Source organism: Modestobacter lapidis (assembly GCF_054780755.1).
This window is the reverse complement of record NZ_BAAGVS010000001.1, coordinates 385452-409144: the sequence shown is the minus strand read 5'-3', so window position 1 is coordinate 409144 and position 23693 is coordinate 385452. Positions and strand designations below refer to the sequence as shown.

The following is a 23693-nucleotide window of genomic DNA, read 5'->3' as shown; positions in this document are numbered from 1 at the left end:
TCAGGCCGGCCCGCCCGCGCCGCCGCCGACGACGGCGTCGGAACTGGGCGCCCGCCGTGCACGGCGCTTCTTCTTCGGTGGGATGAGCGCGGAGACGTCGCCGCCGGTGTCGTTGATGCGCGTCACGAAGGGGCGGGTGTCGGTGTAGGTGATCACCGACAGGGACGCCGGATCGACCACGATGCGCTGGAACTGGTCCAGGTGCACCCCGAGCGCGTCGGCGAGCACGGCCTTGATCACGTCGCCGTGGCTGCAGGCCAGCCAGACGGCGTCCGGGCCGAGCGTGGCGTTCCACTCCCGGACGGCGGCCACCGCGCGGGCCTGGGTCTGCGCCAGCCCCTCACCCTCCGGGCCGGGGAAGACCGCGGCAGAGGGGTGCTGCTGCACGACCTTCCACATCGGGTCCTTGACCAGTTCCTTGATGGGGCGGCCGGTCCAGTCGCCGTAGCGGGCCTCCCCCAGCCGGTCATCGGTCTGCAGCTCCAGCGCGCGGTCCCCGACGACCGCGCCGGCGGTCTGCTGGCAGCGTTCCAGCGGGCTGCTGACGACGGCGGCCAGTGGAACACCGGCGAGCCGCTCGGCGACCGCGCGGACCTGGGCCTCGCCGGACTCGTCGAGCCGGACGCCGGGGGTCCAGCCGGCCAGCACGCCCGAGGCGTTCGCCGTCGTGCGGCCGTGGCGCAGCAGGATGAGGGTGGTCACATCGTCGAGCCTAAGGCCCCGTCCGGAGGCTCAGCCCGAGCTGGTGAGAGATGAGGAGGACGGGGTCCTCCCTCATGTCGGGTCGAGCACCCCCGCGCCGACCAGCGCGAGCACCAGCAGGCCGAGCACGATGCGGTAGACCACGAACGGGGTGAAGCTGCCCCGGGCCAGGTAGCGCAGCAGCCAGGCGATGACCGCCAGCCCCACGCCGAAGGCGATCACGGTGGCCAGCAGGGTCGGCCCCCACGCCAGCGGCGGCCCCTCCGTGCCCCCGCTGAAGGCCTCGTAGCTCTGGTAGAAGCCGGCGCCCAGGACCGCCGGCACGGCGAGCAGGAAGGAGTAGCGGGCGGCGGCGGCCCGGGAGTAGCCCAGGAAGCGGCCGGCGGTGATCGTGCCGCCGGACCGGGAGACGCCGGGCACGAGCGCCATGGCCTGGGCGAAGCCGTAGACCAGGCCGTGCTTGACGGTGAGGTCGCTCATCTCCCGCTGGGTGCTGCCGACCCGGTCGGCCACGTAGAGCACGAGGGAGAACGCCACCAGGGCGATGGCGATGACCCGCAGGTCGCGGAAGGTGGTCTCGATCGAGTCCTGGAACAGCAGGCCCAGCACCACGATCGGGATGCTGCCGACGATGATCAGCCAGCCCATCCGGGCGTCGTGGTCCCCGCGGGCCTCGCGGTCGTGCAGCGCGCGCACCCACGCCTTCGTGATCCGCCAGATGTCGTGGCGGAAGTAGAGCAGCACCGCGATCTCGGTGCCGATCTGGGTGATCGCGGTGAACGCCGCGCCGGGGTCGCCCCAGCCGAGGGCCTCCCCCACCACGCGCAGGTGGGCGCTGGAGGAGATGGGCAGGAACTCCGTCAGGCCCTGCACCAGGCCCAGGACGATGGCCTCGATCCAGCCCACGGTCAGCTCCTCCCGGCGGACGGCGCGGCGGGTGGGCGGGCGTCGGAGAGGCGGGACACGGGAGGTCAGCCTAGGGCGGCAGGCGGCGGACGCCCGGGAACGTGACCGACCTCGCCGCGTTGCCCGGGGTCGCGCGGCCTGGCGCCGGTAGGTTGACCCGTCGTGGAACAGCGGGCGCTCGGACGCAGCGGCCTGGTCGTCTCCCGGCTCGGGTTGGGCACCATGACCTGGGGTCGCGACACCGACGAGGACGAGGCGGCGATGCAGCTCACCGCCTTCGTCGATGCCGGGGGCACGCTGGTGGACACCGCCGACGTCTACGCCGACGGCGCGAGCGAGCGGACCCTCGGCCGGCTGCTGGCCGACGTCGTCCCCCGCGCCGACGTGCTGGTCGCCACCAAGGCCGTCGGCCGGACCGGGCGGGGTCCGATGGGCCGCGGCGCCTCCCGCGGGCACCTGCTCGCCGCCCTCGACGCCTCGCTGCGGCGACTGGGCCTCGATCACGTCGACCTGTGGCAGCTGCACGCCTGGGACGACGCCACCCCCCTGGAGGAGACCCTGGCCGCGTGCGACGCCGCGGTGACCTCCGGGCGGACCCGCTACGTGGGCGTCAGCAACTTCACCGGCTGGCAGACCGCGCAGGCCGCCACCTGGCAACGGGCCTGGCCCGGGCGGGTGCCGTTGGTCAGCACGCAGATGGAGTACTCGCTGCTGCAGCGCGGGATCGAGCGCGAGGTCATACCGGCCGCCGAGGCACTGGACCTGGGCGTGCTGCCGTGGTCACCGCTGGGCCGCGGGCTGCTCACCGGGAAGTACCGGTACAGCACCCCGGGTGATTCCCGCGGCGCCTCACCCCAGTGGGGCCGGTTCATCGACTCGCTCCGCTCGTCCACCACCGACCGCGTCGTCGAGGCCGTCTGCACCGCCGCCGACGGCCTGGGCACCACCCCGCTCGCCGTCGCATTGGCCTGGGTGCGAGACCAGCCCGGCGTGGTCGCCCCGATCGTCGGTGCCCGCACCGCGCAGCAGCTGCAAGCCTCCCTGGACGCCGAGGAGGTCCGTCTGCCGCCGGCGATCTGCACCGCACTGGACGACGTCTCCCTGCCCCCGGCCGGTTATCCCGAACACCGGCCCGACTCTTGAACGGCCGGTCGTGAGCTCCTCCCCCGTCGCCCCCTCGACCGGATCCCCTGCCGGGGATCCGGTCTTCGCCGCGTTCACTGCCGCGGGCCTGTGGCCCGGCCTGGGCAAACGGACGGCGGCCGACCTGCCCGCCGCCGGCATCGCCCGGCCCGACGACGTCACCGCCGACCGGCTGCGCAAGCTGCCGCGGGTCGGCCGGCAGCGCGCCGAGCGGCTGTTCTCCTCCTTCCTCGCCGCGGCACCCACCTACGAGGTCGTGGACCTGCTGGTCGGCGCCGGCCTCAACGCCCGGCTGGCCGCGAACGCCGCCGACGCGCTGGGCCCCGACGCCGCCCGCCGGCTCCGGGACGACCCCTGGGCGCTGCTGTCGTTGGCGGCGGTGACGCTGGCCGACGCCGACCGGCTGGCGATCGCCGTGCTGAACGGCGCCGACCGGCAGGACACCCGCCGTGGCCGGGCGATCGTGTCGCTGACCCTGCGCACCGCGACCCGGGACGGGCACACCGTGCTACCGGCCGACCTGGTGGTCGCCGCGCTGCGGGCGGAGGCCATCGCCGACCCGGTGGCCGCGGTGGTCGCCGCCGTGGAGTCGGGGGACGTGCTGGAGCATGAGCCCCCGTTCCTCGAGCCGGACGAGGACGGTTCGGACGACGGCGAGCTGTCCCAGCCGGCAGAAGGACCTCGTTCTCCCCTCCACTCGCAAGCTCACGAGGGAACCCGGACCGAGGCCGTACGCACCCTGTCACTGGCCCGCTACGGCATGGCCGAGGAGGCCGTCGCCGAGAACGTGCACCGGCTGGTGGCCACCGGTGAGCGGATCGCCGACCCGGCGTCGGTGCGGTCGGTGGCCACGGGGCTGGACCCCGCCCAGCAGGCCGCGGTGGCCCAGGTGCTGGGCGCCGGGGTCTCGCTGCTCACCGGCGGGCCGGGTACCGGCAAGAGCCGGACGGTCGCGAGCCTGGTGAAGCTGCTGGAGGCCAAGGGCACCGAGGTGGCGCTGGCCGCCCCGACCGGCCGGGCGGCCAAGCGGCTGGAGGAGCTCACCGACCACCCGGCGGTCACGGTGCACCGGCTGCTGGGCGCGCAGGGCACCACCGGTGGGTTCGCCCGCACCGAGGAGTGGCCGCTGGACGCCGACGTCGTGGTGGTGGACGAGGCCTCGATGCTCGACGTCGAGCTGACCGCCGCACTGCTGGAGGCCTGCGCCGACTGCACCCACCTGCTGCTCGTGGGCGACCCGGCCCAGCTGCCCTCGATCGGACCCGGGCACGTGCTCGGCGACCTGATCGACTCCGGGGTGGTGCCGGTGACCGAGCTGACCACCCTGCACCGGCAGGCCGCCGGTGGCGCGATCGCCCGGCTGGCCACCGGCGTGCGCGCCGGCGACCTACCGCAGGTCGACTCCCCCGACCGGGAGGTGGTGATCGTGCCGGCGACCGGCAGCGCCGAGGCGGCCCGGCGGGTGGTGCAGCTGGTCACCGACTCCATCCCCCGCGCGCTGGGCATCGACCCGGGTTCGGTCCAGGTGGTGACACCGGTGCACCGTGGTCCGGCCGGGACGATCGAGCTGAACAAGGCCCTCAAGGCCCAGCTCAACCCCGGCGACGGGACGCTGTTCGGCTTCGACGTCGGTGACCGCGTGGTGGCCACCGCCAACCACCTGGACCTGGAGCCGATCGGCTTCGCCAACGGTGAGGTCGGCGTGGTGACCGGCACCGGGGAAGGCTCGCTGGACGTGGCCTTCGCCTCGGGCCCGGTCACCGTGCCCACGAACGCGCTGTCGGACCTACGGCACGGTTGGGCGATCACCGTGCACCGCGCGCAGGGCTCCGAGTGGCCGGGCGTGGTCGTCGTCCTGCCGCCGGAGGCCGGCGGGATGCTGTCCCGGCCGCTGGTCTACACCGCGCTGACCCGGGCACAGCGACATCTCTCGATCGTCCACGCCAGCGGTGCGGCACTGGCCCGGGCGGTGCGCGAGGTCGACATCCGGCCCCGGCGCACCCGGCTGGCGACCCTGCTGGCCGACCTCGCCGAGTGACGGGCCCGGTGACGCTTTGTGACCGAGGACATGATCATCCGGTGTTTAGCCGCATGATCATCCGGGGCACAGAGGGGCCATGAGCATCAGCGGCATCATCGGGTTCCTCGTGTTCGGCCTGATCGTCGGTGCGCTCGCGCGCCTCATCAAGCCCGGCAAGCAGAACCTCAGCATCCTGGCCACCCTCGCGCTCGGCGTCGTCGGCGCCCTCATCGGTGGGCTGGTCGCCAGCGCGCTGGGCACCGGCGACTTCGGCGAGCTCAACATCATCGGTGGCATCGTGGCGATCATCGCCGCGGTACTGCTGATCGGCGTCGCCGAGGGCGTCAGCGGCGGCAAGAAGCGCTCCGTGCACTGACGCACACCGCATTCGCCTGCCCGGGACACTGACTCCGCGTCAGTGCCCCGGGCAGTTGCGCTGCGCGGCGCACAGCAACCGGTGCACCGCAGGCCCCAGCGCGTCCGGGCTCGTCACCGGGGCGCCGAAGGGCACCCGCAGGTCGCGGGTACCGTGCCGGTGCTCGATCCGCAGCCGGAAGCCGAAGCGGTCCAGGCCGAGCGGCTGCACCACGGCGTCCTCGCCCCGCCAGCAGGGCGGCACCCACGAGCGGAGTGCCGAGAGCTCGTCCGGGTGCGCGCTGACCAGGTGCCGCAGCGCGGTGGCCTCGATGCCGGCCAGCGGGTCGGGCTCCGCCTCCAGGTAGGCCTCGGGCGCCACCTCCACCACCACGCCCCCCTCGCCCAGGACCACCTCGGCGAGGTCGAGGCGCAACAGCGAGTTCCCCCTCCCGACGTCCAGCAGCTCGGCAACGGGTGCGACGTCGGCGAAGGCGAGGGTGGCCGCGCGCTGGTCGGCCGGCCGGACCGGGGTGAGCCACCCGGACAGCCATACCTGGGCCCGGACCGGGTCGCGCAGCGGGACCGGCGCATGGTCGGTGACCAGCACCAAGGCGGCAAGGTCGCCGTCGGGGGCGCTCGAGACGGCGGCGCACACCTCCCCGTCGGTGGGCACCACGACCAGCACCCGGCCACAGTCGGTCGTGGCGTGCGCCAGCACCCGGCTGCCGTCGATGCCGGGGGCGCAGACCGCGGCCCCGGGCCGGCCGGCGACGGTGCGGGCCCGCTCGGCGGCCGACGGGCGGAGCGCGTCGGGAACGGGTCCCGGGACGGCGGGACGGGTCGATCGAGCCATGTGTTCCTCCGGGGCCGGCCGACTCGTCGTCGGAGTAAGGTGAGCCTAACCGAACCCGGAGGTTCCTGTGAACACGTCTCGTCCCAAGGTGCGCCGCAGTCGCGCGCTCGGCATCCCCCTCACTCCCAAGTGCGTGAGCTACTTCGAGCGCCGGCCCTACCCGCCGGGCGAGCACGGCCGCAAGCGCAAGAACACCAGCGACTACAAGACCCGGTTGCTGGAGAAGCAGCGGCTGCGCGCGCAGTACGACATCAGCGAGACACAGCTGCGGCGGGCCTTCGACCGGGCCAAGCGCACCGGCGGCAAGACCGGCGAGGCGCTGATCACCGACCTGGAGTCCCGGCTGGACGCCACGGTGCTGCGCGCCGGCTTCGCCCGGACCATCTACCAGGCCCGCCAGACCGTCACCCACCAGCACGTGACGGTGAACGGGCGGCGGGTCGACCGCCCCAGCTACTCGGTGCAGCCCTACGACGTGGTGGCCATCGCCGAGCGGAGCAGGGCCAAGCCACCGTTCCAGGTGGCCGCGTCCGGCGCCCACGCCACGGCGCCGGCCTACCTCGAGGTGTCCCTCGGTGACCTGCGCTGCACGGTGGCCCGCCGGCCACGGCGCGAGGAGGTCCCGGTGGTCTGCGAGGAGCAGCTGGTCGTGGAGTACTACTCCCGCTGACCCGTCGGGCCGCGGGCGGCAGCGCTCCCGGCCGGTCCCGGCCCGGCGGAGGGCAGGTCGGCCTGGCGCGCCCGGTGGTCGCCGGGCTAGTCGCGGACGTCGTCCTCGTCGGCGGGGACGTCGGTCTGCTGCTCCAGCACGTCGTACTCGTCGGCCTCCGGCGCCCCGGCCCGGACCGAGGCCGACCTCCCGGGCGCGGCGCTGAGCTGCTGCTCGATGGCGTCGGCCTCGGGGACCCCGTCACCCGGCGGGATCACCTCGTCGGCCAGCTCCGGACCGCCCGGGGCAACGGTGGCGGCCTGCTCCTGGCGGTCGGCGTCGTTGGCTTCCGGCTCGGTCATCGGGGATCTCCTGCCCGTCGGGAGCGCCGGCCCGCTGCCGGCGCGCGTAGTGCTGCCCTGCCCGTCCGGTCCGACGGTGACACACCGCCGGTCACATGGTGGTGACCACCACGTGACCGGACTGCGTCCGGCAGGCACAATCGGGCGGGTGTCCTCAGCCGGTGAGTACGAGTACGTCCCGCTGCGCATCCCGCCCGGCACGTCCCGCTCGGCGGCCGCGCAGCTGATGAGCATGCAGTCCGACACCGGCGGCTGGGAGCTCGCCCGCCTCCAGCTGCACGCCGACGGCACCCGCAAGGTGATCATGCGGCGCCGGATGCGGCTGTCCTACCTACCCGGGATGGTCACCTGAAGAAGGACCTCCTCCCGCCCACCACTCGCAAGCTCGCGGCGGGGCCCTGGAGGAGGCCGATCAGGGTCTGAGCACCACCTTGCCGACCGTGCTCCGGTCGGCGATCGCGGCCATCGCCCGCGGTGCGGCGTCCAGCGGCAGCACCTGGCCGACCATCGGCTCGATCGCGCCGTCGGCGAACAGCCGGCACAGCTCCTCGTGCACCATCCCGATCGCCGCCGGGTCGTGGGCGCGGTAGAGCCCCCAGTGCAGCCCCACGACGCTGTAGTTCTTCACCAGCACGTGGTTGGCCGGCGCCGCCGGGATCCGGCCGCTGGTGAAGCCCACCACGACGAGCCGGCCCTCGAACGCGATGCACCTGCGGGAGGCGTCGAACACGTCACCGCCGACCGGGTCGTAGACCACGTCGGCGCCGTGCCCGCCGGTGACCTCCTTGACGATCGGCACGAAGTCCTCGCCCGTGTAGTCGATGACGTGGTCGGCGCCCAGCGAGCGGCAGACCTCGGTCTTGCGCTGGCCGCCGGCGGTGGCGATCACCTTGGCGCCGGCCGCCTTGCCCAGCTGGATGGCCGCCGTGCCGACGCCTCCGGCGCCGGCGTGCACGAGCAGCCACTCCCCTGCCCGCAGGCCGGCGCGACGGTGCAGGCCGACGTGGCCGGTCTGGTACGTGAGGTACAGGGCGGCGGCCTGCTCGTCGGTCATGTCGTCGGGTACCGGCCAGGCCGCGGCGGCGTCCATCAGCGCGTACTCGGCGAAGGCGCCGGGCCCGCCCGCGGGTGACCCGAGCACCCGCTGGCCGGTGCCGACGACCTCGCCGCACAGCTCGACCCCGGGGGTGAACGGCAGCGGCGGACGTTCCTGGTACTCACCCTTGGCCATCAGCACGTCGGGGAAGTTGAGCCCGGCCGCGAGCACCCTGACCAGCAGCTGCCCGTCGCTGGGAACGGGCTGGTCGACCTCGTCGAACGACATCACCTCGGCCGGGTTCCCGAGGGCGTGGACTCGCCAAGCACGCATGCCGGCGACCCTGCCAGAACACCGGTGACCCGGATCACCCGGGGATCAGGCCGGGCTGTCGTGGCGACTCCCGGCTCACGGTGCGAGGCGAGCCAGGGTCGTCCCGGGTGAGGCCGGGTCGCTCGCTCAGCGCATGGAGGGCGGCCGCAGCGCGTCGGGGACGGCGACGGTCTCCCCCGTCGCCGTCCGGGCCGCCGGCACGCCCTTGAACGCGTAGGGCACCGCGCCGACCCCGGGCTGGACGACGTAGGCCGCACCCGGCTCGGCGCCCATCCAGGCCGCGGCCATCGCCTCGGCGACCTCGCCCGCGGTGAGCACCGGGAAACCAGCGGCGTCGAACTCCGCGCGCAGCGGGTCGATGATCGCGGTGTCGGCGAATCCGGGGCAGATCGCAGAGATCGTGATCTGCTCGCCGACCAGTCGCGGCGCCATCACCCGGACGAACGCCACCGCCCCGCTCTTGGCCACGCTGTAGCCGGGGTCGGTGGCCATCGGCGCGAGCCCGGCCAGCGAGGCCGTCACCACGATCGACCCGCCCCCGGCCCGGCGCAGTGCCGGCAGCGCGGCCTCGGTGCCGTAGACGACGCCGAACAGGTCGACGTCGACCACGCGCAGGAACTCATCGACGTCGAGGGCGTCGCGGGACCGCCCGGCGATGCCGGCGTTGAGGAAGGCGGCGTCCAGCCGGCCGTGCTCGGCCTCGACCTGCGCGACGGCGGCGGCGTTGGCGGCCCGGTCGGTGACGTCGAGGGCGACGAAGTACGCACCGAGGTCGCTCGCGGCCTGCCTATTCGACTCGCGGTCCAGGTCGGCGAGGACGACGGTGACGTCGCGCTCCCGGAGCAGGCCGGCGAGGGCACGGCCGAAGCCACCGCTCCCGCCGGTGATCAGGGCGACGCTGCCCGCGGCCGGAGCGGTCACGCTCACGCCTTCCGCAGGAACCGGTCGAGCACCCGGATGCCGAACTGCAGCGAGTCGACGGCGATGCGCTCGTCGATGCCGTGGAAAAGCGAGGCGAAGTCGAGGTCGGCGGGGAGCTTCAGCGGGGAGAAGCCGAAGCAGCGCATCCCGAGGGTCTCGAAGCTCTTCGCGTCGGTGCCGCCGCTCATGGTGAACGGAACGGGGCGGGCACCGTCGTCCTCGGCCTTGAGGGCCTCCACCATGAGGTCGACGGTCGGGCCGTCGAACGTCGTCTCCACGGCCTGGTCGTAGACGAGCCACTCGCGCTGGACGCCTTCACCGATCAGTTCGTCGAGCTGCTTCTCGAACGCCTCCTCCTGGCCGTAGAGGAAGCGGCCGTCGATGGTGGCGCTGGCGGTACCGGGGATGACGTTGGTCTTGTACCCGGCGTCCAGCATCGTGGGGTTGGCGGTGTTGCGGAGCGCGGCGCCGATCATCCGGCTGATGCTGCCGAGCCGGGCGAGAGCCTCCTCGGGCTCGTTCGGGTCGATCTCGATGCCGTAGGCGTCGCTGACGCCGTCCAGGAACTCGCGCATCGGCGGCGTGAGGACGGTGGGCAGCCGGGTGGAGCCGATCCGGGAGACGGCCTGGGCGAGCCGGGTGACGGCGTTGTCGTCGTGGACGAAGGAGCCGTGGCCGGGCCGGCCGTCGGCGGTGAGCTTCATCCACGCCAGGCCCTTCTCGGCGGTCTGGACGAGGTACAGCCGCAGGTCGTCGCGGACGGTGATGCTGAAGCCGCCGACCTCGCTGATCGCCTCGGTGCAGCCCTCGAAGAGGTCGGCGTGCGAGTCGACCATGTAGTGGGCGCCCTTGCGGCCGCCGGCCTCCTCGTCGGCGACGAAGGCGAGCACGATGTCGCGGTCGGGCTGGACGCCGGTGCGGGCCCAGTCGCGGACCAGCGCCAGCGTCATGGCATCCATGTCCTTCATGTCGACCGCGCCCCGGCCCCAGACGTAACCGTCGCGCTCCTCGCCGCTGAAGGGGTGGACGCTCCACTCGGTGGGGTCGGCGGGGACGACGTCGAGGTGGCCGTGCACCAGCAGCGCGGGGCGGTCGCGGTTGGCGCCCTCGATCCGGGCGACCAGGCTCGCCCGGCCCGGCTCGGACTCGTGGATGACGCTGCTGATACCCACCTCGTCGAGCTTGGCCGCGACCCACTCGGCGGCCTTCCGCTCCCCCGCGCTGGTGGCGGTGTCACCGGTGTTGGTGGTGTCGATCCGGATGAGGTCGGACAGCAGTTCCGCGACCTCCTGCTGGGCGCCGGCGAGGAGCGTGACCGAGGGCTGCGACATGTCCATGATCCTGCCACCGGGGGCTGTGCCGGGCCGGGGTCGGCCTCCGTTATGCTCGGTCCCTGGCTTCCTCCGCGGAGGGGGCCCACCTTGTCCGGGTGGCGGAATGGCAGACGCGCTAGCTTGAGGTGCTAGTGCCCTTTATCGGGCGTGGGGGTTCAAGTCCCCCCTCGGACACCAGCTCATGCACACCGTCATCTCGTACGTGCACGTCGAGCGCGCAGAGCGGCGAGCCTCATCTTGCGCGGCCAGCAAGACACAGCAAACCGGCAAGGGCAAACCCGTATCGGCACACAAACGGCCAGCCGAACAGCGGTGTCAGTGCTTCCCGGTGCCCAGGGGTGCACCTCGCTGCTGACTAGCTAGTGCCGGGTCAGGCAACCTTCGCCCTCTTGATGGTTTCGGCTCGGCGGATGACCTTGCGGAGCGTGGGATCGGTGACGTGCCGGTTCCGCCAGGCGATGTAGCGGCGGATCATGCTGGCCTGCTCCCGGTGGGTCTCGTGGTCGGTGCCGTCGAGAGCGAAGTAGCGCAGCGCGGTGAACTGCGCTTCGATCCGGTTCAGCCACGAGCCGTAGAACGGCACGTAGGCCAGTTCGACGTTGTTCGCCGCGGCCCACTGCCCGACTCGGTCGTCGGTCTTGGTGGGCAGGTGCGGGCTGAAGTTGTCCAGCACGATCGCGATCCGCACTCCGGGCGGGTAGAGCGAGCGCAGGTAGCGGCAGAAGGCCAGGAACTCGGTTCGGCCCTTGCGGACCTTGACGTGGCCGTAGAGCCGGTCGGTGGCCAGGTCGTAGCCGGCCAGCAGGTGCCGCACGCCGTGCGGCCGCTTGTAGGTCGCCCGCCGGCGACGTCGCCGCGGCCGGTCCTGCTCTCCTTTGCCGACCGCGGCCGGTGCCCACTGCTTGCCCGGGTGGGGCTGCAGGTTCAACGGGCCGAACTCGTCCATGCAGATGACGACGGTGGGATCTCCCGGACCGGCAGCAGCCTTGCCATCAGCGATGGCGTAGAGCTGAAGCACCCGGTCTTTTTGGCCTCGTAGTCAGGATCGGTGCTGGTCTTCCAGGTCTTGACGGCTTGGAAAGGAGACGCCCTCCTCGCGCAGCAGCACTCGCAGGCCCTCGTGGGAGATGTCGTCGACCACCCCCTCGGCGACCAGGAAGTCAGCCAGCTTCGACAGGCTCCAGGTGGAGAACGGCAGCCGGTGATCGGCAGGTCGGGCCAGCGCGATCTTCTTGATCTCTGCTCGTTGAGTGAGGTCGAACTTCGGTGGCCTTCCGCCGGCGTACTTCGGTTTCAGCGAGTCGAAGCCGTCGGCGTTGAAGTTGTGGATCACGTCGCGCACCCGATCCGGGCTGGTGAACGTCACCTCGGCGATCTGCGGCACGGCCATGCCCTGGGCCGAGAGCAGCACCATCTGCGCTCTTCGCCACGTCACCACCGAACCGCTGCTGCGGCGCACGATGCGCAGCAGCTGGTTGCCTTCGTCGTTGCTGATCGTGCGGACCTGCACCCGATGAACCATCTCGCATCTCCTGCGGGGAATACAGGATTGAACGAGACGAGGGTTCACCACCACGACCCAGGACCACCAGGGCCAACCTTCACGGCCGCGGCACTAGTTGGCGTTGAGGCCAAACCGCCGGGTGAGCAACTTGGACTTCCAGTACGACTCGATCTGCTCGATGGTGTCGTCGGGGGTGTTGCCGTCGACGACTTCCAGCACGGACACCTGGTAGTGCCGGCGGCCGTGGCGGGCGACGGCCTTGAGACGGACGTCGCCGCCGTCACCGCCGTTGGCGTACTCCAGCCAGCGGCCGAGCAGGCTGTCGGCACCTTTCGCCGAGCCGACGTACTGCTGTCCGGACTCGACGTCGACCAGCAGGTACACGCCCTTCACGGCGCGCAGAACCTGCTGCCAGCCGTGCGGGAGGGTGGGGATGTCGTCGACCGGCCGGACGAACTCGCGGAACCCGGGGAAGCGAGGTTCGTACTGCTCGGCGATTTCGAGGACCGGCTTGGGCTGGTTGGCGGCACGCTGGACCCAGCTCCGAGTGCCTGGGCCCCAGTCGATGACGATCTTGTCGGTGTAGTCGCCGAGTTGCTCTAGCAGCCGCAGGTCGTAGCTCTGGTGGCCGGACAGGTCGACGCCGGTCAGGGCGTCGACGGTGCCGGCCGGGCAGGGGCCGATGCCGGCGACCTGGTAGAGGCCGACGAAAACGGTGTTGCGGGCCTCGGTCACGATGAAGCTGGCGAGCAGATCGCCCACGTCGAACACGTCGCGCTTCTGGGCACTCTGATACCGCTCGAACGTGGATCGGTCGTTGCGCCAGGCCTCGTAGAGCCGGCCGGCCTTCACCCGGTTGTCCTGGTGTCGGACCAGGCGGACCTGCGCCGGGTCGACACCCTCGAGGCACAGCAGGTCGTTGAACGTCAGCATCGGCATCCCCCGGGTCAGCGCCTCGGCGACACGGTCTCGAGACGCCCGGCTGGCTGCACGGTAGCTGCGATCCCCGGAGTGACCTCCGGGGCACCGCCGGAGTTCAGCCGCCTGGCATCAGCCTGATGACCGAGTACATCTCGGACCTGAAGCCTCGCGTCACCTGGCTCGGCTTCTGTCCCGCGACGGCGACTGCGCCCCCGGTCAGGCCGACGACGAATGGGGTCGTTCTCCCCACTTCGCGTCAAACGCGCAATCGAACGGGACGTTCCCGAGGCCGTTGCCTTCGCCGTGGTCGACGTCCCGTACGGCCCACTCGCCGAGGATCCGTACCGGGTAGGCAAGCCCTTCGCATACAGCTCGAGGGCCACTGGTCGGCACATCGGGAGCCGGTACCGGCCGACCCGGTCACCGACCTCTCAGTCCCAGGACGGAAGCCGTGTGCGTATGTGGCATGTCGCCCCTCGGACACCAGCTGACGCACACCGACGTCTCCGCGGCCAGGGGAATCGCGTAAGGACGCGCGCCGTTCTTCCCCCCGCAGCCGCTGGCCGTCCTCGCGAGCAGCGCTGGCCTCGTCATACTCGGAGCTCGTCGCCATCGTCACCCTCCTTCAGGTACCTCGCGAGGTCGCGGACGCTGGCCGGTTCATACCGTGGAGATCGCCGTTGCGATCGCGGAGGCAGGGACGCCGAGGACCCTTCTGGCAGCTGGCGAATGTCCGACGAAGCCGGTCGCGCCGACCTGGTACCGGGGGCACGGGGAGACCTCGACGAGCCGTTCATCGCCCTTCACCTCCGCCGTCCGGGCCGGCTCGATGCGGAGTGCACCCGCATACCGAGACTGGATGTAGGCAGCATTTGACACCGGCTCAAGCCGAGAACCCGGCGGCTCTGTCACTCAAGCGGCGCGAAAGTTCGCAGCCGCCGCACCACTTGGCGATTAAGACAGGGCCGGCCCCCGCGTCGAGTGCAGCCCGGTACTTGACGATTCCGGCGTCACAGCCGGTGAGGCTGGGGTGGTCTCGGAAGTCAGGGCACTGTCGGGCGATAGCACGAAGGCGTCCTCAGCGGCGCGTTCGACCACGGAGAATCGGATGCGCTCCTGCTCCAGGCGCACTCGTTCGCCGTGCTTACCGTGCAGCAGCGCCTGGTAGCAGGCCTGCTCGCCGGCGTCGAGGAGGGCCAGGTGGTCTCTGACGGGAGCGGGCTCCTGCGACCAATGCGGACGGTGGTCCATCAACGTGCGCAGGTCCATGAGCATGCTGCGGGTCGCGGGTGCGAAGCGGCGTAGCCGGTTCAGGGCGCGGAAACCGTGCGTATCTAGGTCGCCCCAGTAGACGACGTCGCGACCGAGGAGCCAGGGCAGTGCCGCCAGCCGGGAGACCGCGTAGCCGCCGCCGAGCACGACCGCCACCCCGGGCACCCGCGGGAAGGCCAGGTAGCTGACCTCGTTCTCCACGACGACCACGGATCGGGCCGCGAAGGGGAACTCGGCGAGCTCCTCGACCCGTACGGCGAGTTCGCTGTAGGGGCCGTCGCCCGGGTCGAAGGAGCGGAATCGCACGGTGTCGGACTTCCCGCGCAGGCCGAATCGGCGGGCCAGGTCGGTCCGCGGCGCCTCGGGGTCGATCCGTTCGGCCGGGAGCGTGCGGGTGAGCAGTGCGTCGAGCACGCTGCGGCGTTCTTCGAGGAACTTCGTGTCGATGCCGGGGACGTCGACCTGGCGCAGGTACACCGCCGGTCCGCCGCGTTGCAGGATCCACGCGACCGCGGCGAGCAGGCGCAGCCAGTCGGTCGCGTGCGCGAGGGCCTCGTGCGGGCGGGCGGCGACCCAGCTCAGCGCGCCAGGCAGGGCCTCCTCCGTGGCGGCCACGAGTGCGTCGAACCGGCGGACGTCGGCGGTGACGCCGAGCACGGTCCAGACGTCGTCGGCGGTGTCGAGCACCACCCGCTTGGGCACCTGGTTGACGCCGATCAGCCGGCCGCCCAAGGCGGTGGTTTCCAGCCGGGCGGGGCCGAGCCGGGCGGCCCGCCAGCCGGCGACCCAGTCCTGCACGTCGCCGAACCGGTCGGCGAGTTCGCGAACGGTGGGGCCGCGCAGTGGCAGCACGAGCGGCCCGACCGGCCGGCCGGTGAGCCGGGATCGCAACAACGCCCCGGACTCCCACCGGGCGCGGAGGGTGGCGCGAACGTCGGACCAGGTAGTCCAGCCCGAAGCGCGGCGCGTACCGGCCACGTCAGTCGCCGGGGGCGCTGTCCGGCGCCGGCTGGTCGGCGGCCAGGTGCGCGGCCCGACCGGCCCTGTACTCCTGGATGGTGAGGGTGTGCATCCGCGAGCCGGCGCCCGTGGGGTTGTCGACGAAGCCGACGGCCGAGACCGCGTGCTCGATGACGTGGATCTTCTGCAGTGGCGTGACGACGATCAGCTGCAGTCCGAGCCGGCGGAACAGCGCGAGGGCGTACCGGGTGGACTCGTCGGAGCCGCGACCGAACGCCTCGTCGATGACCGCCATCTGGAAGGCTTTGGCCCGGTCGGCGCCCCAACTCAGCTTGAACTGGTAGGCCAGGGAGGCGGCCAGCACGGTGTAGGCCAGCTTCTCTTTCTGCCCGCCGGACTTGCCGCCGGAGTCGGTGTAGGTCTCGTGCTCCTCATCGGTGTCCCGCCACCGTTCGACAGCGGTGAACACCACCCAGTTGCGCACGTCGGTGACGCGCTGCGTCCAGATGCGGTCGGCCTCGGTGGAGCCGTCGCACCCGCGGAACCGCTCGACCAGAGCGCGCACCTGGTGGAACTTCCGCTCCGAGTAGGCGCCGTCTGCGTCACCACCGTCGAGCGCGTCGTCGGTACAGGCCCGCAGGTCGGCGAGGAAGGTGCGCACCTCCATGTTCGGCGTACGTGCAGTCTCCAGGCTGATGTAACGCCCCGGGTTGTAGTCGATGCCGCGCAGGGAGTCGTTGATGCGGTCGATGCGCTCGCCGATCAGCTCTGACTGCTTGCGCAGCTCGGCGGAGAACATCGCGATGTCGCGGATCGCGTTGGTGCGCAACAGGTCCTGGAACTCGGCTTCGAACCGAGGCAGGTCGTCGGAGACCAGTCGGCCGTGCAGCTCGCGGTAGCCGCTGATCGACTCGACCGCGTCGTCGAGCTCACCGGTGAGCAGCGGCCAACGCAGCCGAAAATCGTGCATGGCACTGGTCACCCGGCCGGCCGCCTGGCTGCGGCGCACGGTGGCCCGGTCGTGCTCGTCGGTGAGCCTGGCCAGCGTGGTTTTCTCCCAGTCGTCCCACCCGGTCACGCCGGTGGGTGCGGGCACCGGAGCAGCCCCGTGGAGGGCGTCGAGGACCGCGGGGTGGACGTCGCGGGCCGTCGCCGCGCGCTGCCGGCGGACGTCGGCCTCGGCGAGTGCGCGGCGCCGCTCGCTCTCCGTGGAGCCGGCACGGCTCAGCACCTGGTCGCGCTGGTGCTGGGCGCGGGTCACCCGCCGCGCGGCGTCGACGAGCAGCCCCTGCAGCCGGGTGAGTTCCCCGGATGCCCCGGTCAACCGGTCCCGCTCAGCGGTGAGCTCCTCAATCTGGCGGACCACCCCGGCCCAGTCGAGCTCTTCGAATCCGGTCACGCCGGCCACCCGGTCGAGCGCGGCGCCGCGGGAGCGCAGCTGCTGCTCGTCCGACCGGAGCTCCTCGCCGCGGGCCCCGAGCTCCTTGCGCCGCCGGCCAAGGTCGCCGGCTCCCTCCAGCAGGGCGTCGATCTTGGCCTCGGGTGACCAGCCGAGGACGTAGTTGCGCCGGTCGTCGATGCGGAAGCGGTCGTCCTTCTCGTGCCGGTTGCGACCGCCCTTGACCTGTCCGGCCCGGGTGACCGCCCGCTCGGACCGGCGGAACTGCGCGGTGGTCTCGACGCGTTCGAGGTCGGCGCGGGCCAGCACCTCGCCGCGCAGCCAGGAGGCGAGCGGACCTTCCTTGACCTCCACCACGTCGGCCAGCGGGTGCGGGCTGCGTGGCGGGCGGGCCGGCTCGGGCCGGGCGGGCACCCGGTAGTAGACGAGCCGGCCGCGCAGGTGCTCGTGCTCAACCCAGTCGCTCACCGCGGCGTAGTGCCGGTCGGGCACGAGCAGCGAGAGCCCGAGCCCGCGCAGAACCCGCTCGGCGGCGCCCTCCCAGTCGGCGTGCTCGGGCCGCACCTGGATCAGTTCGCCGGCGAACGGCAGCTCGCCCTCGGAGAGCCCGGTTGCGGTCAGCAGTCGCGCGCGGAGGTCGAGACTGGCGGCGGGGATGTTGACCCGGCGACGCCGCAGTTCGAGCAGCTCGGCGTTGAGCTCGGCCTCCTCGGCCTTGAGCGAGGCTGCGTGGACGGCGAGCCGGTCGGCCTGCTCCCGGTGCCCGGCTCGGCGGCTCTCCTGCTCGGCGTGCAGCTCGGCGATCTGCGGCCGGCGGGCGGCGAACGCCTCCGCCGTCTCGACCGGCGGGAGCCCCAGCACGCCCAGGTCGACGGTGTACGCGCTCGCCCGGGCACGGCGCTGCGCTTTCTGCGGGGTCAGCAGCTCCACTCGGAGGTCGATCTCCCGCAGCCGTGCACCGCCCTGGCCGTCCATCTCGCGTTCGAGCGCCTTGACCTCCTCGCCGTCGCGAGCGATGTCGTCGTCCAGACGCTGCTTCTCCTCGGTGAGCGCGGCGAGACGTTCCGCGGCGGCGCGCGACTCGGTCTCCAGCAGGGCGACGGTCCGATCGGCGGCGAACGCCGGCAGCGCCGCCCGCTGCGCGGCGAGCGCGGCAATGCGTTCGCTGAGGGTCTCGTAGCCGACCGCGGCGGCCAGCAGCGGGTCGAGCTGTTCGAGCTGGGTGCGGGCGGCGACCACGGCGTCGTGCGCCCGGGTCAGCGACTCGAAGTGGGTGACGAGCTTGTCGACCCACGTCTGCGCGTCGAACGGCTCGAGCATGTGCTGGCGGACGAACCCGGTGAGGTCGCCGACGGCCTTCATCGACACGGTCTGCGCGAACAGCTCGATGGCCTGCGCCGACGGGATGTCGAGCAGCCGTCGCAGCCGCTGGGCGTAGGCGGGATAGCCGTCGTGGACGCCGGTGCCGGAGGCGGTCAGCCGCTTGCGCAGTGCCGCCGGGTCACCGCCGAAGCTGGTGAGGTCGCCGGCGATGGTGAGCTCGCGGTCGGCGGTGACGTAGAACCGGTCGGGTTGGCCGGTCTGGCCGTCGGCGAGCCACAGGACGACGGCGAGGCTCGTCGTCGTGCCGTACCCCTCGTTGGCGAAGACGGCGAGCAGCACGGTGAAGGTGGGCCCGCGGCGCAGGCCCACCGGAGCGGAGCCCCCGGTCGTCTCGCTGCGCTCGGCCTTGTAGTGCCCGAGAACGTAGGAGCGCAGGTCGCGCTCCCGCGTCTCGGCTCCGGCCGCACGGTTGAACGTGATCCGCTGCGGCGGCACCAGCAGGGTGGTGAGCGCGTCGACGACGGTCGACTTGCCGGAGCCGATGTCGCCGGTGAGCAGGCTGTCGTCGCCACCGGGGGTGAAAGTCCAGACCCGCTGGTCGAAGGTGCCCCAGTTAAGCAGCTCGAGCCGGTGCAGCCGGTGGCCGACGCGCGCCCGGCCAGCGGAACCGGAACGAACCGCCTCCGCGACGTCGGCGGCGTTGAACAGGGTGGTCACCGGTCGCCCTCCGGCATCGGGTCGGGGCCACCGGCGTCGTCGGGCGGTCCGTCGGGTCCGTAGGCGTACGCCCTGAGCCGGGCGTCGAAGTCGGCGAGCCACTGCCCGTCGACGAACGCCTTGAGGATCCGGCGCACCTCGTAGCGGCTTTGGTCGGCGGGCAGCCGGCGCAGGAACCCGAGTTCCACGGCCTTGGCGATGGCGCCGTCCAGCTGCTCGACGACGCGGGCCTCGTTGCTGCCGGTGGCCAGGAAGATGCCGACCATCTCGTTGATCTGGTCGCGGGTGAGCACGAGGCGCACGTCGCCGCTGGTGGCGTCGAACTCGGCCATCCGCTTGCGCAGCAGGGCGAGCAGCAGGCTGACCGGATAGGTGAGCGCGTGTCGCCGGACCAGCCGCGGCAGCGCCGGCTTGCCGACGCGCAGCTCGGCGAGCTGCTCGTCGGGCAGCGCGCGCAAGAACGCGTAGCCCTCGACCTCGTCCAGCACGAGGGTCAGGCCGAGGAGCGAGACGTGGTCGCGCACCTGGCTGGTGAGGCCAAGCAGGTGCCGCCAGACCTGCGGGTGGCTGTCCTGCTCGACGACGCCGCGGACCAGGGAGGTGAGCACCAGCGGCAGGTCGAGGTCGGAGTGCCGGGGCGGCGCGGTCATCGGCTGTTCCCGCTCTCCGAGCTCGTCGTCGGTCGGGGTGCGCCGGCGCGGGAGTAGACGACGTGCGGGACACGCGCTGCGCGGTCGACGTCGTCCTCGCCGGTCCAGGTGACCTCGTCGTGGCGGTCGCCGTCGATGGTGCTCTCGACGCCGTCGCGCAAGGCGAGGTAGCCGACCAGCTCGGCCAGGCCCTGCTGGAGCGGGTGCTCGCGCAGGATGTCGGGCAGCGCGGCGACCGGCCGCCGGGCCAGGCCGTCGGCGACGGCCGCGGCCAGCCGGGTGGGGTCGAGGTAGACCTGCTCGTAGAGGGCGGTCGGGTCGGCGCGGTCGGTGGCGTCGGTGACGCCGTCGCTGTCGAGCGCCAGGCGCCGTCGCTGCCGGTACAGCGGCCGCTCGGTGGGCAGCACGACGTCGATCTCGGTGGCTCCGACGTCCATGCCCGGCGGCCTGCCCGGGACGTCGCGCACGGCCAGTGCGGTGGCCTCGATACCGCGGAGGATCTCCATCACCCGCCGGTTCTCCAGCCACACCTGGTCGTCGAGGAAGCGACGGAGCTGGTCGGAGAGCTGCCGCACGGTGCTCTGGGTGCGCTCGGCGGCGTCAAGCCAGTCGTGGTGGATGTGCCGCAGCCGGGTATCGGGCAGCGTCTGCGTGACGTCAGGCAGCCGCTGCACGCGGAGCAGCAGGTCGGCGAACTCCTCCTGCCGCGGGACGGAGAGCAGGAAGTCGTAGAAGGCGTGGAACGAGCGGCCCTGGTCGGAGTCGGCAATCCCCCGCCGGTCGCCGAGCACCTCCTCCAGCAGCTCACCCTTGCCGCCGGACCAGGTGGCGATCTTCTCGCGCAGCGCACGATCGAGGGTGCGGAAATTCTCCTCGACCTGGCGGAAGTCGGCGAGCAGCTCGCGCGCCGTGGTGGCGAACTGCTGGTAGCGGTCGCGCTGCGCTGCCGGGTCGAGGACGTCGACCTGCCCCGAGCTCACCCGGTCGATCTCCTCCTGAATCTCCCGGCGGCGGCGGTGCAGCTCCTCCAGCCGGACCTCCGGATCGGACTCGGCGCCGAAGGCCATCTGGCGGAGCAGCTCGATGACAGTGTTCAGCCGCGACTCGGTGCCCACGAAGGGTGCCGGGCGGAGCGACCGCAGCCAGGAGAGCGCGGTCTCGACCGCCGGGGTCGCGTCGTAAGCGGGCTCGTCGGCACCCGGCGGGTAGTACGCCCGCAGCCAGCCGGTTGCGGGATCGGCCCACTCGTCGACGTACTGCGCAGCGGTGCGCGCGTACTGGTCGCCGTCGTCGGTCCGGCTGTTCAGGGCGTGCAGCAGCTCGTCGAGCTGGGTGATCAGGTCGGTGCGCGAGACGGAACGGACGTTCTCCTCGACGAAGACCCCGCCGAGGAACGCCAGCGCCAGCGGGGCGGTGCGGGCGCGCAGCAGCTGCCATGCGGAGTGCCGGCGCTGCAGTTCGTCAATCTCGTCGTGACTGCGGAGCACGTCCACCGCTCCTCCCCCCCTTGGCGCGGTCGTCGTTCCGATGGCGGGGACCAGTCAAGCAGCCGGATCGGACAATTCCGATATCGGCGCACACCGGCCGCTCGAGGCCTGTGGACAAGGCCGGCACGTAGCCGCCAGCATGCGTCAGAGTCCCCCGCCATGACGACCCGATCGCACCCGGACATGCCGGTTCGCAGCGACGCCGAGCTCACCGAACGGTGGCGCGCCCTCCTCCATCTCGACGGCCCACCGTCGGGTCGCTCGCTGTTCCTCGCGTGGCTGCGGCCCGACGGCACGATGGTGCCTCTCCTCATCCCCGTCGAGGACGTGCCCCTCGAACCCGACCGGCTTGTCCTCGCCAACCTGGTCGAGCTGCACGCGACCGTCGCCGAGTCCGAGGACGTGGAGCCGGCCGGGCTGCACCTGGCGATGCTGCTCGAGCGGCGCGGGCCGGCGGGGCTCTCACCCGACGACCACGCCTGGTGCTCGGCGATCGAGGCCATCGTCGGCGACCACAACGGCGTCGACTGCAGCGTGCACGTGGGAAACGGGCGCACCGCGGTCCCCGTCCTCCCCCGGCGAGCATGGCCGGCGGCCTGAACGGTACCAGTTCGCATCCCGCGGCGGTACCGTGAATCTCATGAGTACTCAGATCGCCGTCCGGCTGCCCGAGGAACTCGTCCACTTCATCGACCGGTTGGTGGCCGAGGGCCGGGCGTCGTCCCGCGCTGCGGTTGTGGGCCAGGCACTGCAACGAGAACGACGTCGTGAGCTCGCGGCCCGCGATGCGGCCATCCTGGCCGCCGCCGGGGACGACGACGATGACCTCGACGCCCTGGCTGAGCACGCTGTCCGCACGCCGCTCGACGACCTCGACTGATGCGCCCGATCCACCTCGCACAGCTGGACAAGCCTAGGCCCGTGCTGGTGCTGACCCGGGAGTTGGTGCGTCCGCATCTGTCCCGGGTGACGGTCGCACCGATCACCAGCACCATCCGGGGCCTGTCGACGGAGGTGCGGGTAGGACCGAACAACGGACTCGACCATCCGAGCGTGGTCAGCTGCGACAACGTCGTCACCGTGCCGACATCGGCACTCGGCCGACAGATCGGCCGACTGCTGCCCGAGCAGGAGGTGGCGCTCACCGCAGCCCTGCACGCCGCCTTCGACCTGGACGACCTGCCGCCACCCCGCTGAGCTCGTGCACCCGGCGCCGTCACAGGTGATGCGAACCCTGCCGCTTGGGTGACCACGGTCGCCACCTCGACAAAAATGGTTCAGCGCCGGCCTGTACATCAACGGGCACGCCGCTGTAGGACGGCTCTTCCTCGCCCCACCGCCGGAAAGCGTGTGCGTATGTAGCGTGTCACCCCTCGGACACCGAGTCGAACCCTCACAGGCCTCTGGGCGGTGGGGGTTCTGCCGTTCGAGTCGCGGATCGCAGCGTCCCGCGACCTGTGGACAACGCGGATCGGCGTCGGATCCAGCTGCGACTCTGCCGGGCATGTCGCTCGCTCTCCGTTCTCCCGTACCGATCACGTCCGCCGCTGAGCTCAGCGTCTGGTGGGCCGAAGTGCTCTCCGAGCCCGATGCACCCGGTCGCGCGCTGTCGCTGCAGTGGCTCGACTCCGCCGGCTGCCGGATCGGTCGCGTGCTCTCGATCTCCGGGATCACGGCGCAGCCGGACCCCGGGGTCATCGGCTTCGTCCGCCAGTTGCGCGACATGATGGTCAGCGAGTCCGGCACCCCGGCGCACCTGGCCCTCGCGCTCTCCCGATCGGGCCGGTCTTCGGCCACGAGGTCGGACCGCGAGTGGGCAACGGTGCTGAAGGCGGCGTTCGACGCGGACGATCAGGTGAGTTGGAGCCTCCACGTGGCGACCGACCGGTGGATCACCACCGTCGTCGAGCCGCCGGCGGAGAAGTTCGACGCACGCCGGATCGCTCGTCGCCCGCCATCGATCCTCCTTGACCGCGACTGGTTAGTTGACCAGAACTAGGGTCATGACAACGCAGTCGCTCGCGATGGTGAAGGCGCACTTCAGCCAGGTCATCGATGAGGTCTCCGGTACCCACGAGCGAATCACGGTCACGAAGAACGGCAGTCCGGTCGCCGTCATCCTCGCGGTCGAGGACTACGAGTCACTGATCGAGACCCTTGAAATCCTGTCGGATCCACAGGCCAGGTCCGACATCCGGCAGGCCGAGACCGAGATGGCCGGTGGCGAGGTCTACGACGAGGCCCAGGTGCGGGCCGCGCTGGCAGCCCGCCGCCGGTGACCGGTCCCCGCACCTACACCGTCGTCCTGTCTGCAGCCGCCAGGCGGGCCATCGAGCGAGACCTGCCCGAGCCAGTTGCGGTCGCGGTCGTCGACTTCCTCTACGGACCGCTCGCCGCGGACCCGCATCGTGTCGGCAAGCCGCTGCGGTTCGAGCTCGACGGCTACTGGTCCGCGAGCCGAGGTCAGTACCGCGTCATCCACTCCATCCACGATGTCGAGATCCTGGTCCCGGTCGTGCGCATCTCGCACCGCACGGATGCCTACCGCTGATCACCAGGTCATGGCCGACGCAGGCGTGTGCGGGAAGTACCGTCGCCCCTCGGATACCGAGTTGAACCCCCTACGGCTTCCTGGCCGGTGGGGTTCCCTCGTTCTGTGTCGGCCCCAGAGGGGGTCGGCCCGCACGACAACCACGCCGGCGGCGCGATGCCCCAGCAAGCCGCGGCCGCCGACCGAGTGGCCCGGGACATCCCGGGCAGCCACTCACCCGCCTTCGCGCCCGGTCATCCAGCCGACCTGCGACACCGGAACGCAGGCACTCGTCGTCGCAGCGCTGGCCTGAC

Annotated in this window: 25 protein-coding genes and 1 tRNA gene; 12 read left to right on the top strand and 14 right to left on the bottom strand. The window is 72.0% G+C overall.

The window, feature by feature from the left end; genetic code table 11:
* Both ACYVG5_RS01885 and ACYVG5_RS01880 read right to left on the bottom strand, forming a co-directional pair.
* Positions 1–702, bottom strand: a complete 702-nt coding sequence (locus ACYVG5_RS01885) for a histidine phosphatase family protein (RefSeq protein WP_222047884.1) — start codon at positions 700–702, stop codon at positions 1–3.
* 72 nt (positions 703–774) lie between these two features.
* On the bottom strand, positions 775–1608 hold the full coding sequence (locus tag ACYVG5_RS01880; RefSeq protein WP_222047881.1) for an undecaprenyl-diphosphate phosphatase: 834 nt from the start codon (positions 1606–1608) through the stop codon (positions 775–777).
* Positions 1609–1770: 162 nt separating this feature from the next.
* On the opposite strand from ACYVG5_RS01880, the gene ACYVG5_RS01875 reads away from it, so the two are divergent.
* The 3 genes from ACYVG5_RS01875 (at position 1771) to ACYVG5_RS01865 (ending at position 5147) form a co-directional block, all read left to right on the top strand.
* Entirely contained in the window at positions 1771–2751 is a 981-nt protein-coding gene (locus ACYVG5_RS01875) for an aldo/keto reductase (RefSeq protein WP_222047879.1), read from the top strand.
* A 10-nt stretch (positions 2752–2761) separates the two neighbouring features.
* A complete protein-coding gene (locus ACYVG5_RS01870; RefSeq protein WP_222047877.1) occupies positions 2762–4789 on the top strand; it encodes an AAA family ATPase in 2028 nt (675 codons plus the stop codon).
* Positions 4790–4868: 79 nt separating this feature from the next.
* Positions 4869–5147 carry a GlsB/YeaQ/YmgE family stress response membrane protein gene (locus tag ACYVG5_RS01865; RefSeq protein ID WP_222047875.1) on the top strand — a complete coding sequence of 93 codons (279 nt, stop codon included), beginning with the start codon at positions 4869–4871 and terminating at the stop codon, positions 5145–5147.
* A 39-nt stretch (positions 5148–5186) separates the two neighbouring features.
* On the opposite strand, the gene ACYVG5_RS01860 is transcribed toward ACYVG5_RS01865, so the two are convergent.
* Positions 5187–5981: a DUF2470 domain-containing protein gene (locus ACYVG5_RS01860; RefSeq protein ID WP_222047873.1), complete on the bottom strand. Its 795-nt coding sequence runs from the start codon at positions 5979–5981 to the stop codon at positions 5187–5189.
* Between the two features lie 88 nt (positions 5982–6069).
* On the opposite strand from ACYVG5_RS01860, the gene rpsD reads away from it, so the two are divergent.
* Positions 6070–6651 carry a 30S ribosomal protein S4 gene (rpsD, locus tag ACYVG5_RS01855; RefSeq protein ID WP_460682916.1) on the top strand — a complete coding sequence of 194 codons (582 nt, stop codon included), beginning with the start codon at positions 6070–6072 and terminating at the stop codon, positions 6649–6651.
* 86 nt (positions 6652–6737) lie between these two features.
* Here the strand turns inward: rpsD and ACYVG5_RS01850 are convergent, their stop codons facing one another.
* The gene (locus ACYVG5_RS01850) at positions 6738–6992 is read right to left on the bottom strand and encodes a hypothetical protein (RefSeq protein WP_222047869.1); all 255 of its coding nucleotides are present in this window, start codon (positions 6990–6992) and stop codon (positions 6738–6740) included.
* 148 nt (positions 6993–7140) lie between these two features.
* On the opposite strand from ACYVG5_RS01850, the gene ACYVG5_RS01845 reads away from it, so the two are divergent.
* Positions 7141–7344 (top strand): DUF5703 family protein, encoded by a 204-nt coding sequence (locus tag ACYVG5_RS01845; RefSeq protein ID WP_222047866.1) that lies wholly within the window; start codon positions 7141–7143, stop codon positions 7342–7344.
* A 60-nt stretch (positions 7345–7404) separates the two neighbouring features.
* Here the strand turns inward: ACYVG5_RS01845 and ACYVG5_RS01840 are convergent, their stop codons facing one another.
* The 3 genes from ACYVG5_RS01840 to ACYVG5_RS01830 all read right to left on the bottom strand — a co-directional run bounded on the left by ACYVG5_RS01840 (position 7405) and on the right by ACYVG5_RS01830 (position 10613).
* A complete protein-coding gene (locus tag ACYVG5_RS01840; RefSeq protein WP_222047863.1) occupies positions 7405–8361 on the bottom strand; it encodes an NADPH:quinone oxidoreductase family protein in 957 nt (318 codons plus the stop codon).
* 126 nt (positions 8362–8487) lie between these two features.
* Positions 8488–9282 carry an SDR family oxidoreductase gene (locus tag ACYVG5_RS01835; RefSeq protein ID WP_460682915.1) on the bottom strand — a complete coding sequence of 265 codons (795 nt, stop codon included), beginning with the start codon at positions 9280–9282 and terminating at the stop codon, positions 8488–8490.
* A 2-nt stretch (positions 9283–9284) separates the two neighbouring features.
* Positions 9285–10613, bottom strand: coding sequence for a M20/M25/M40 family metallo-hydrolase (locus ACYVG5_RS01830; RefSeq protein WP_222047857.1), 1329 nt, complete (start codon positions 10611–10613; stop codon positions 9285–9287).
* A 92-nt stretch (positions 10614–10705) separates the two neighbouring features.
* Between ACYVG5_RS01830 and ACYVG5_RS01825 the strand changes: the two genes are divergently transcribed.
* Positions 10706–10793: transfer RNA gene (locus ACYVG5_RS01825), tRNA-Leu, on the top strand.
* Between the two features lie 193 nt (positions 10794–10986).
* On the opposite strand, the gene ACYVG5_RS01820 is transcribed toward ACYVG5_RS01825, so the two are convergent.
* The 7 genes from ACYVG5_RS01820 to ACYVG5_RS01790 all read right to left on the bottom strand — a co-directional run bounded on the left by ACYVG5_RS01820 (position 10987) and on the right by ACYVG5_RS01790 (position 20849).
* Positions 10987–11634, bottom strand: a complete 648-nt coding sequence (locus ACYVG5_RS01820) for a transposase (protein ID WP_222047855.1) — start codon at positions 11632–11634, stop codon at positions 10987–10989.
* A 21-nt stretch (positions 11635–11655) separates the two neighbouring features.
* The gene (locus ACYVG5_RS01815; protein ID WP_460682914.1) at positions 11656–12126 is read right to left on the bottom strand and encodes a helix-turn-helix domain-containing protein; all 471 of its coding nucleotides are present in this window, start codon (positions 12124–12126) and stop codon (positions 11656–11658) included.
* 105 nt (positions 12127–12231) lie between these two features.
* Complete coding sequence (locus ACYVG5_RS01810; RefSeq protein WP_222047850.1) at positions 12232–13053, bottom strand: GIY-YIG nuclease family protein; 822 nt, start codon at positions 13051–13053, stop codon at positions 12232–12234.
* 942 nt (positions 13054–13995) lie between these two features.
* A complete protein-coding gene (locus ACYVG5_RS01805) occupies positions 13996–15291 on the bottom strand; it encodes a DUF3322 domain-containing protein (RefSeq protein ID WP_222047848.1) in 1296 nt (431 codons plus the stop codon).
* A 1-nt stretch (position 15292) separates the two neighbouring features.
* Entirely contained in the window at positions 15293–18712 is a 3420-nt protein-coding gene (locus ACYVG5_RS01800) for an ATP-binding protein (RefSeq protein WP_222047845.1), read from the bottom strand.
* The gene (locus tag ACYVG5_RS01795; RefSeq protein WP_222047842.1) at positions 18709–19362 is read right to left on the bottom strand and encodes a DUF4194 domain-containing protein; all 654 of its coding nucleotides are present in this window, start codon (positions 19360–19362) and stop codon (positions 18709–18711) included. The genes ACYVG5_RS01800 and ACYVG5_RS01795 overlap by 4 nt, the downstream gene beginning before the upstream one ends.
* Complete coding sequence (locus ACYVG5_RS01790; RefSeq protein ID WP_222047839.1) at positions 19359–20849, bottom strand: DUF3375 domain-containing protein; 1491 nt, start codon at positions 20847–20849, stop codon at positions 19359–19361. Before ACYVG5_RS01790 ends, ACYVG5_RS01795 begins: the two co-directional genes overlap by 4 nt.
* Before the next feature lie 159 nt (positions 20850–21008).
* On the opposite strand from ACYVG5_RS01790, the gene ACYVG5_RS01785 reads away from it, so the two are divergent.
* The 6 genes from ACYVG5_RS01785 (at position 21009) to ACYVG5_RS01760 (ending at position 23400) form a co-directional block, all read left to right on the top strand.
* Positions 21009–21449 (top strand): hypothetical protein, encoded by a 441-nt coding sequence (locus tag ACYVG5_RS01785; RefSeq protein WP_222047836.1) that lies wholly within the window; start codon positions 21009–21011, stop codon positions 21447–21449.
* Positions 21450–21489: 40 nt separating this feature from the next.
* The gene (locus ACYVG5_RS01780; protein ID WP_246630088.1) at positions 21490–21729 is read left to right on the top strand and encodes a ribbon-helix-helix domain-containing protein; all 240 of its coding nucleotides are present in this window, start codon (positions 21490–21492) and stop codon (positions 21727–21729) included.
* Complete coding sequence (locus ACYVG5_RS01775; protein ID WP_222047833.1) at positions 21729–22046, top strand: type II toxin-antitoxin system PemK/MazF family toxin; 318 nt, start codon at positions 21729–21731, stop codon at positions 22044–22046. The genes ACYVG5_RS01780 and ACYVG5_RS01775 overlap by 1 nt, the downstream gene beginning before the upstream one ends.
* Before the next feature lie 307 nt (positions 22047–22353).
* Complete coding sequence (locus tag ACYVG5_RS01770) at positions 22354–22848, top strand: hypothetical protein (RefSeq protein WP_222047830.1); 495 nt, start codon at positions 22354–22356, stop codon at positions 22846–22848.
* Positions 22849–22852: 4 nt separating this feature from the next.
* A complete protein-coding gene (locus tag ACYVG5_RS01765; RefSeq protein WP_222047827.1) occupies positions 22853–23128 on the top strand; it encodes a type II toxin-antitoxin system Phd/YefM family antitoxin in 276 nt (91 codons plus the stop codon).
* On the top strand, positions 23125–23400 hold the full coding sequence (locus ACYVG5_RS01760) for a type II toxin-antitoxin system RelE family toxin (RefSeq protein ID WP_222047824.1): 276 nt from the start codon (positions 23125–23127) through the stop codon (positions 23398–23400). The genes ACYVG5_RS01765 and ACYVG5_RS01760 overlap by 4 nt, the downstream gene beginning before the upstream one ends.
* The last annotated feature ends 293 nt before the right edge of the window (positions 23401–23693 follow it).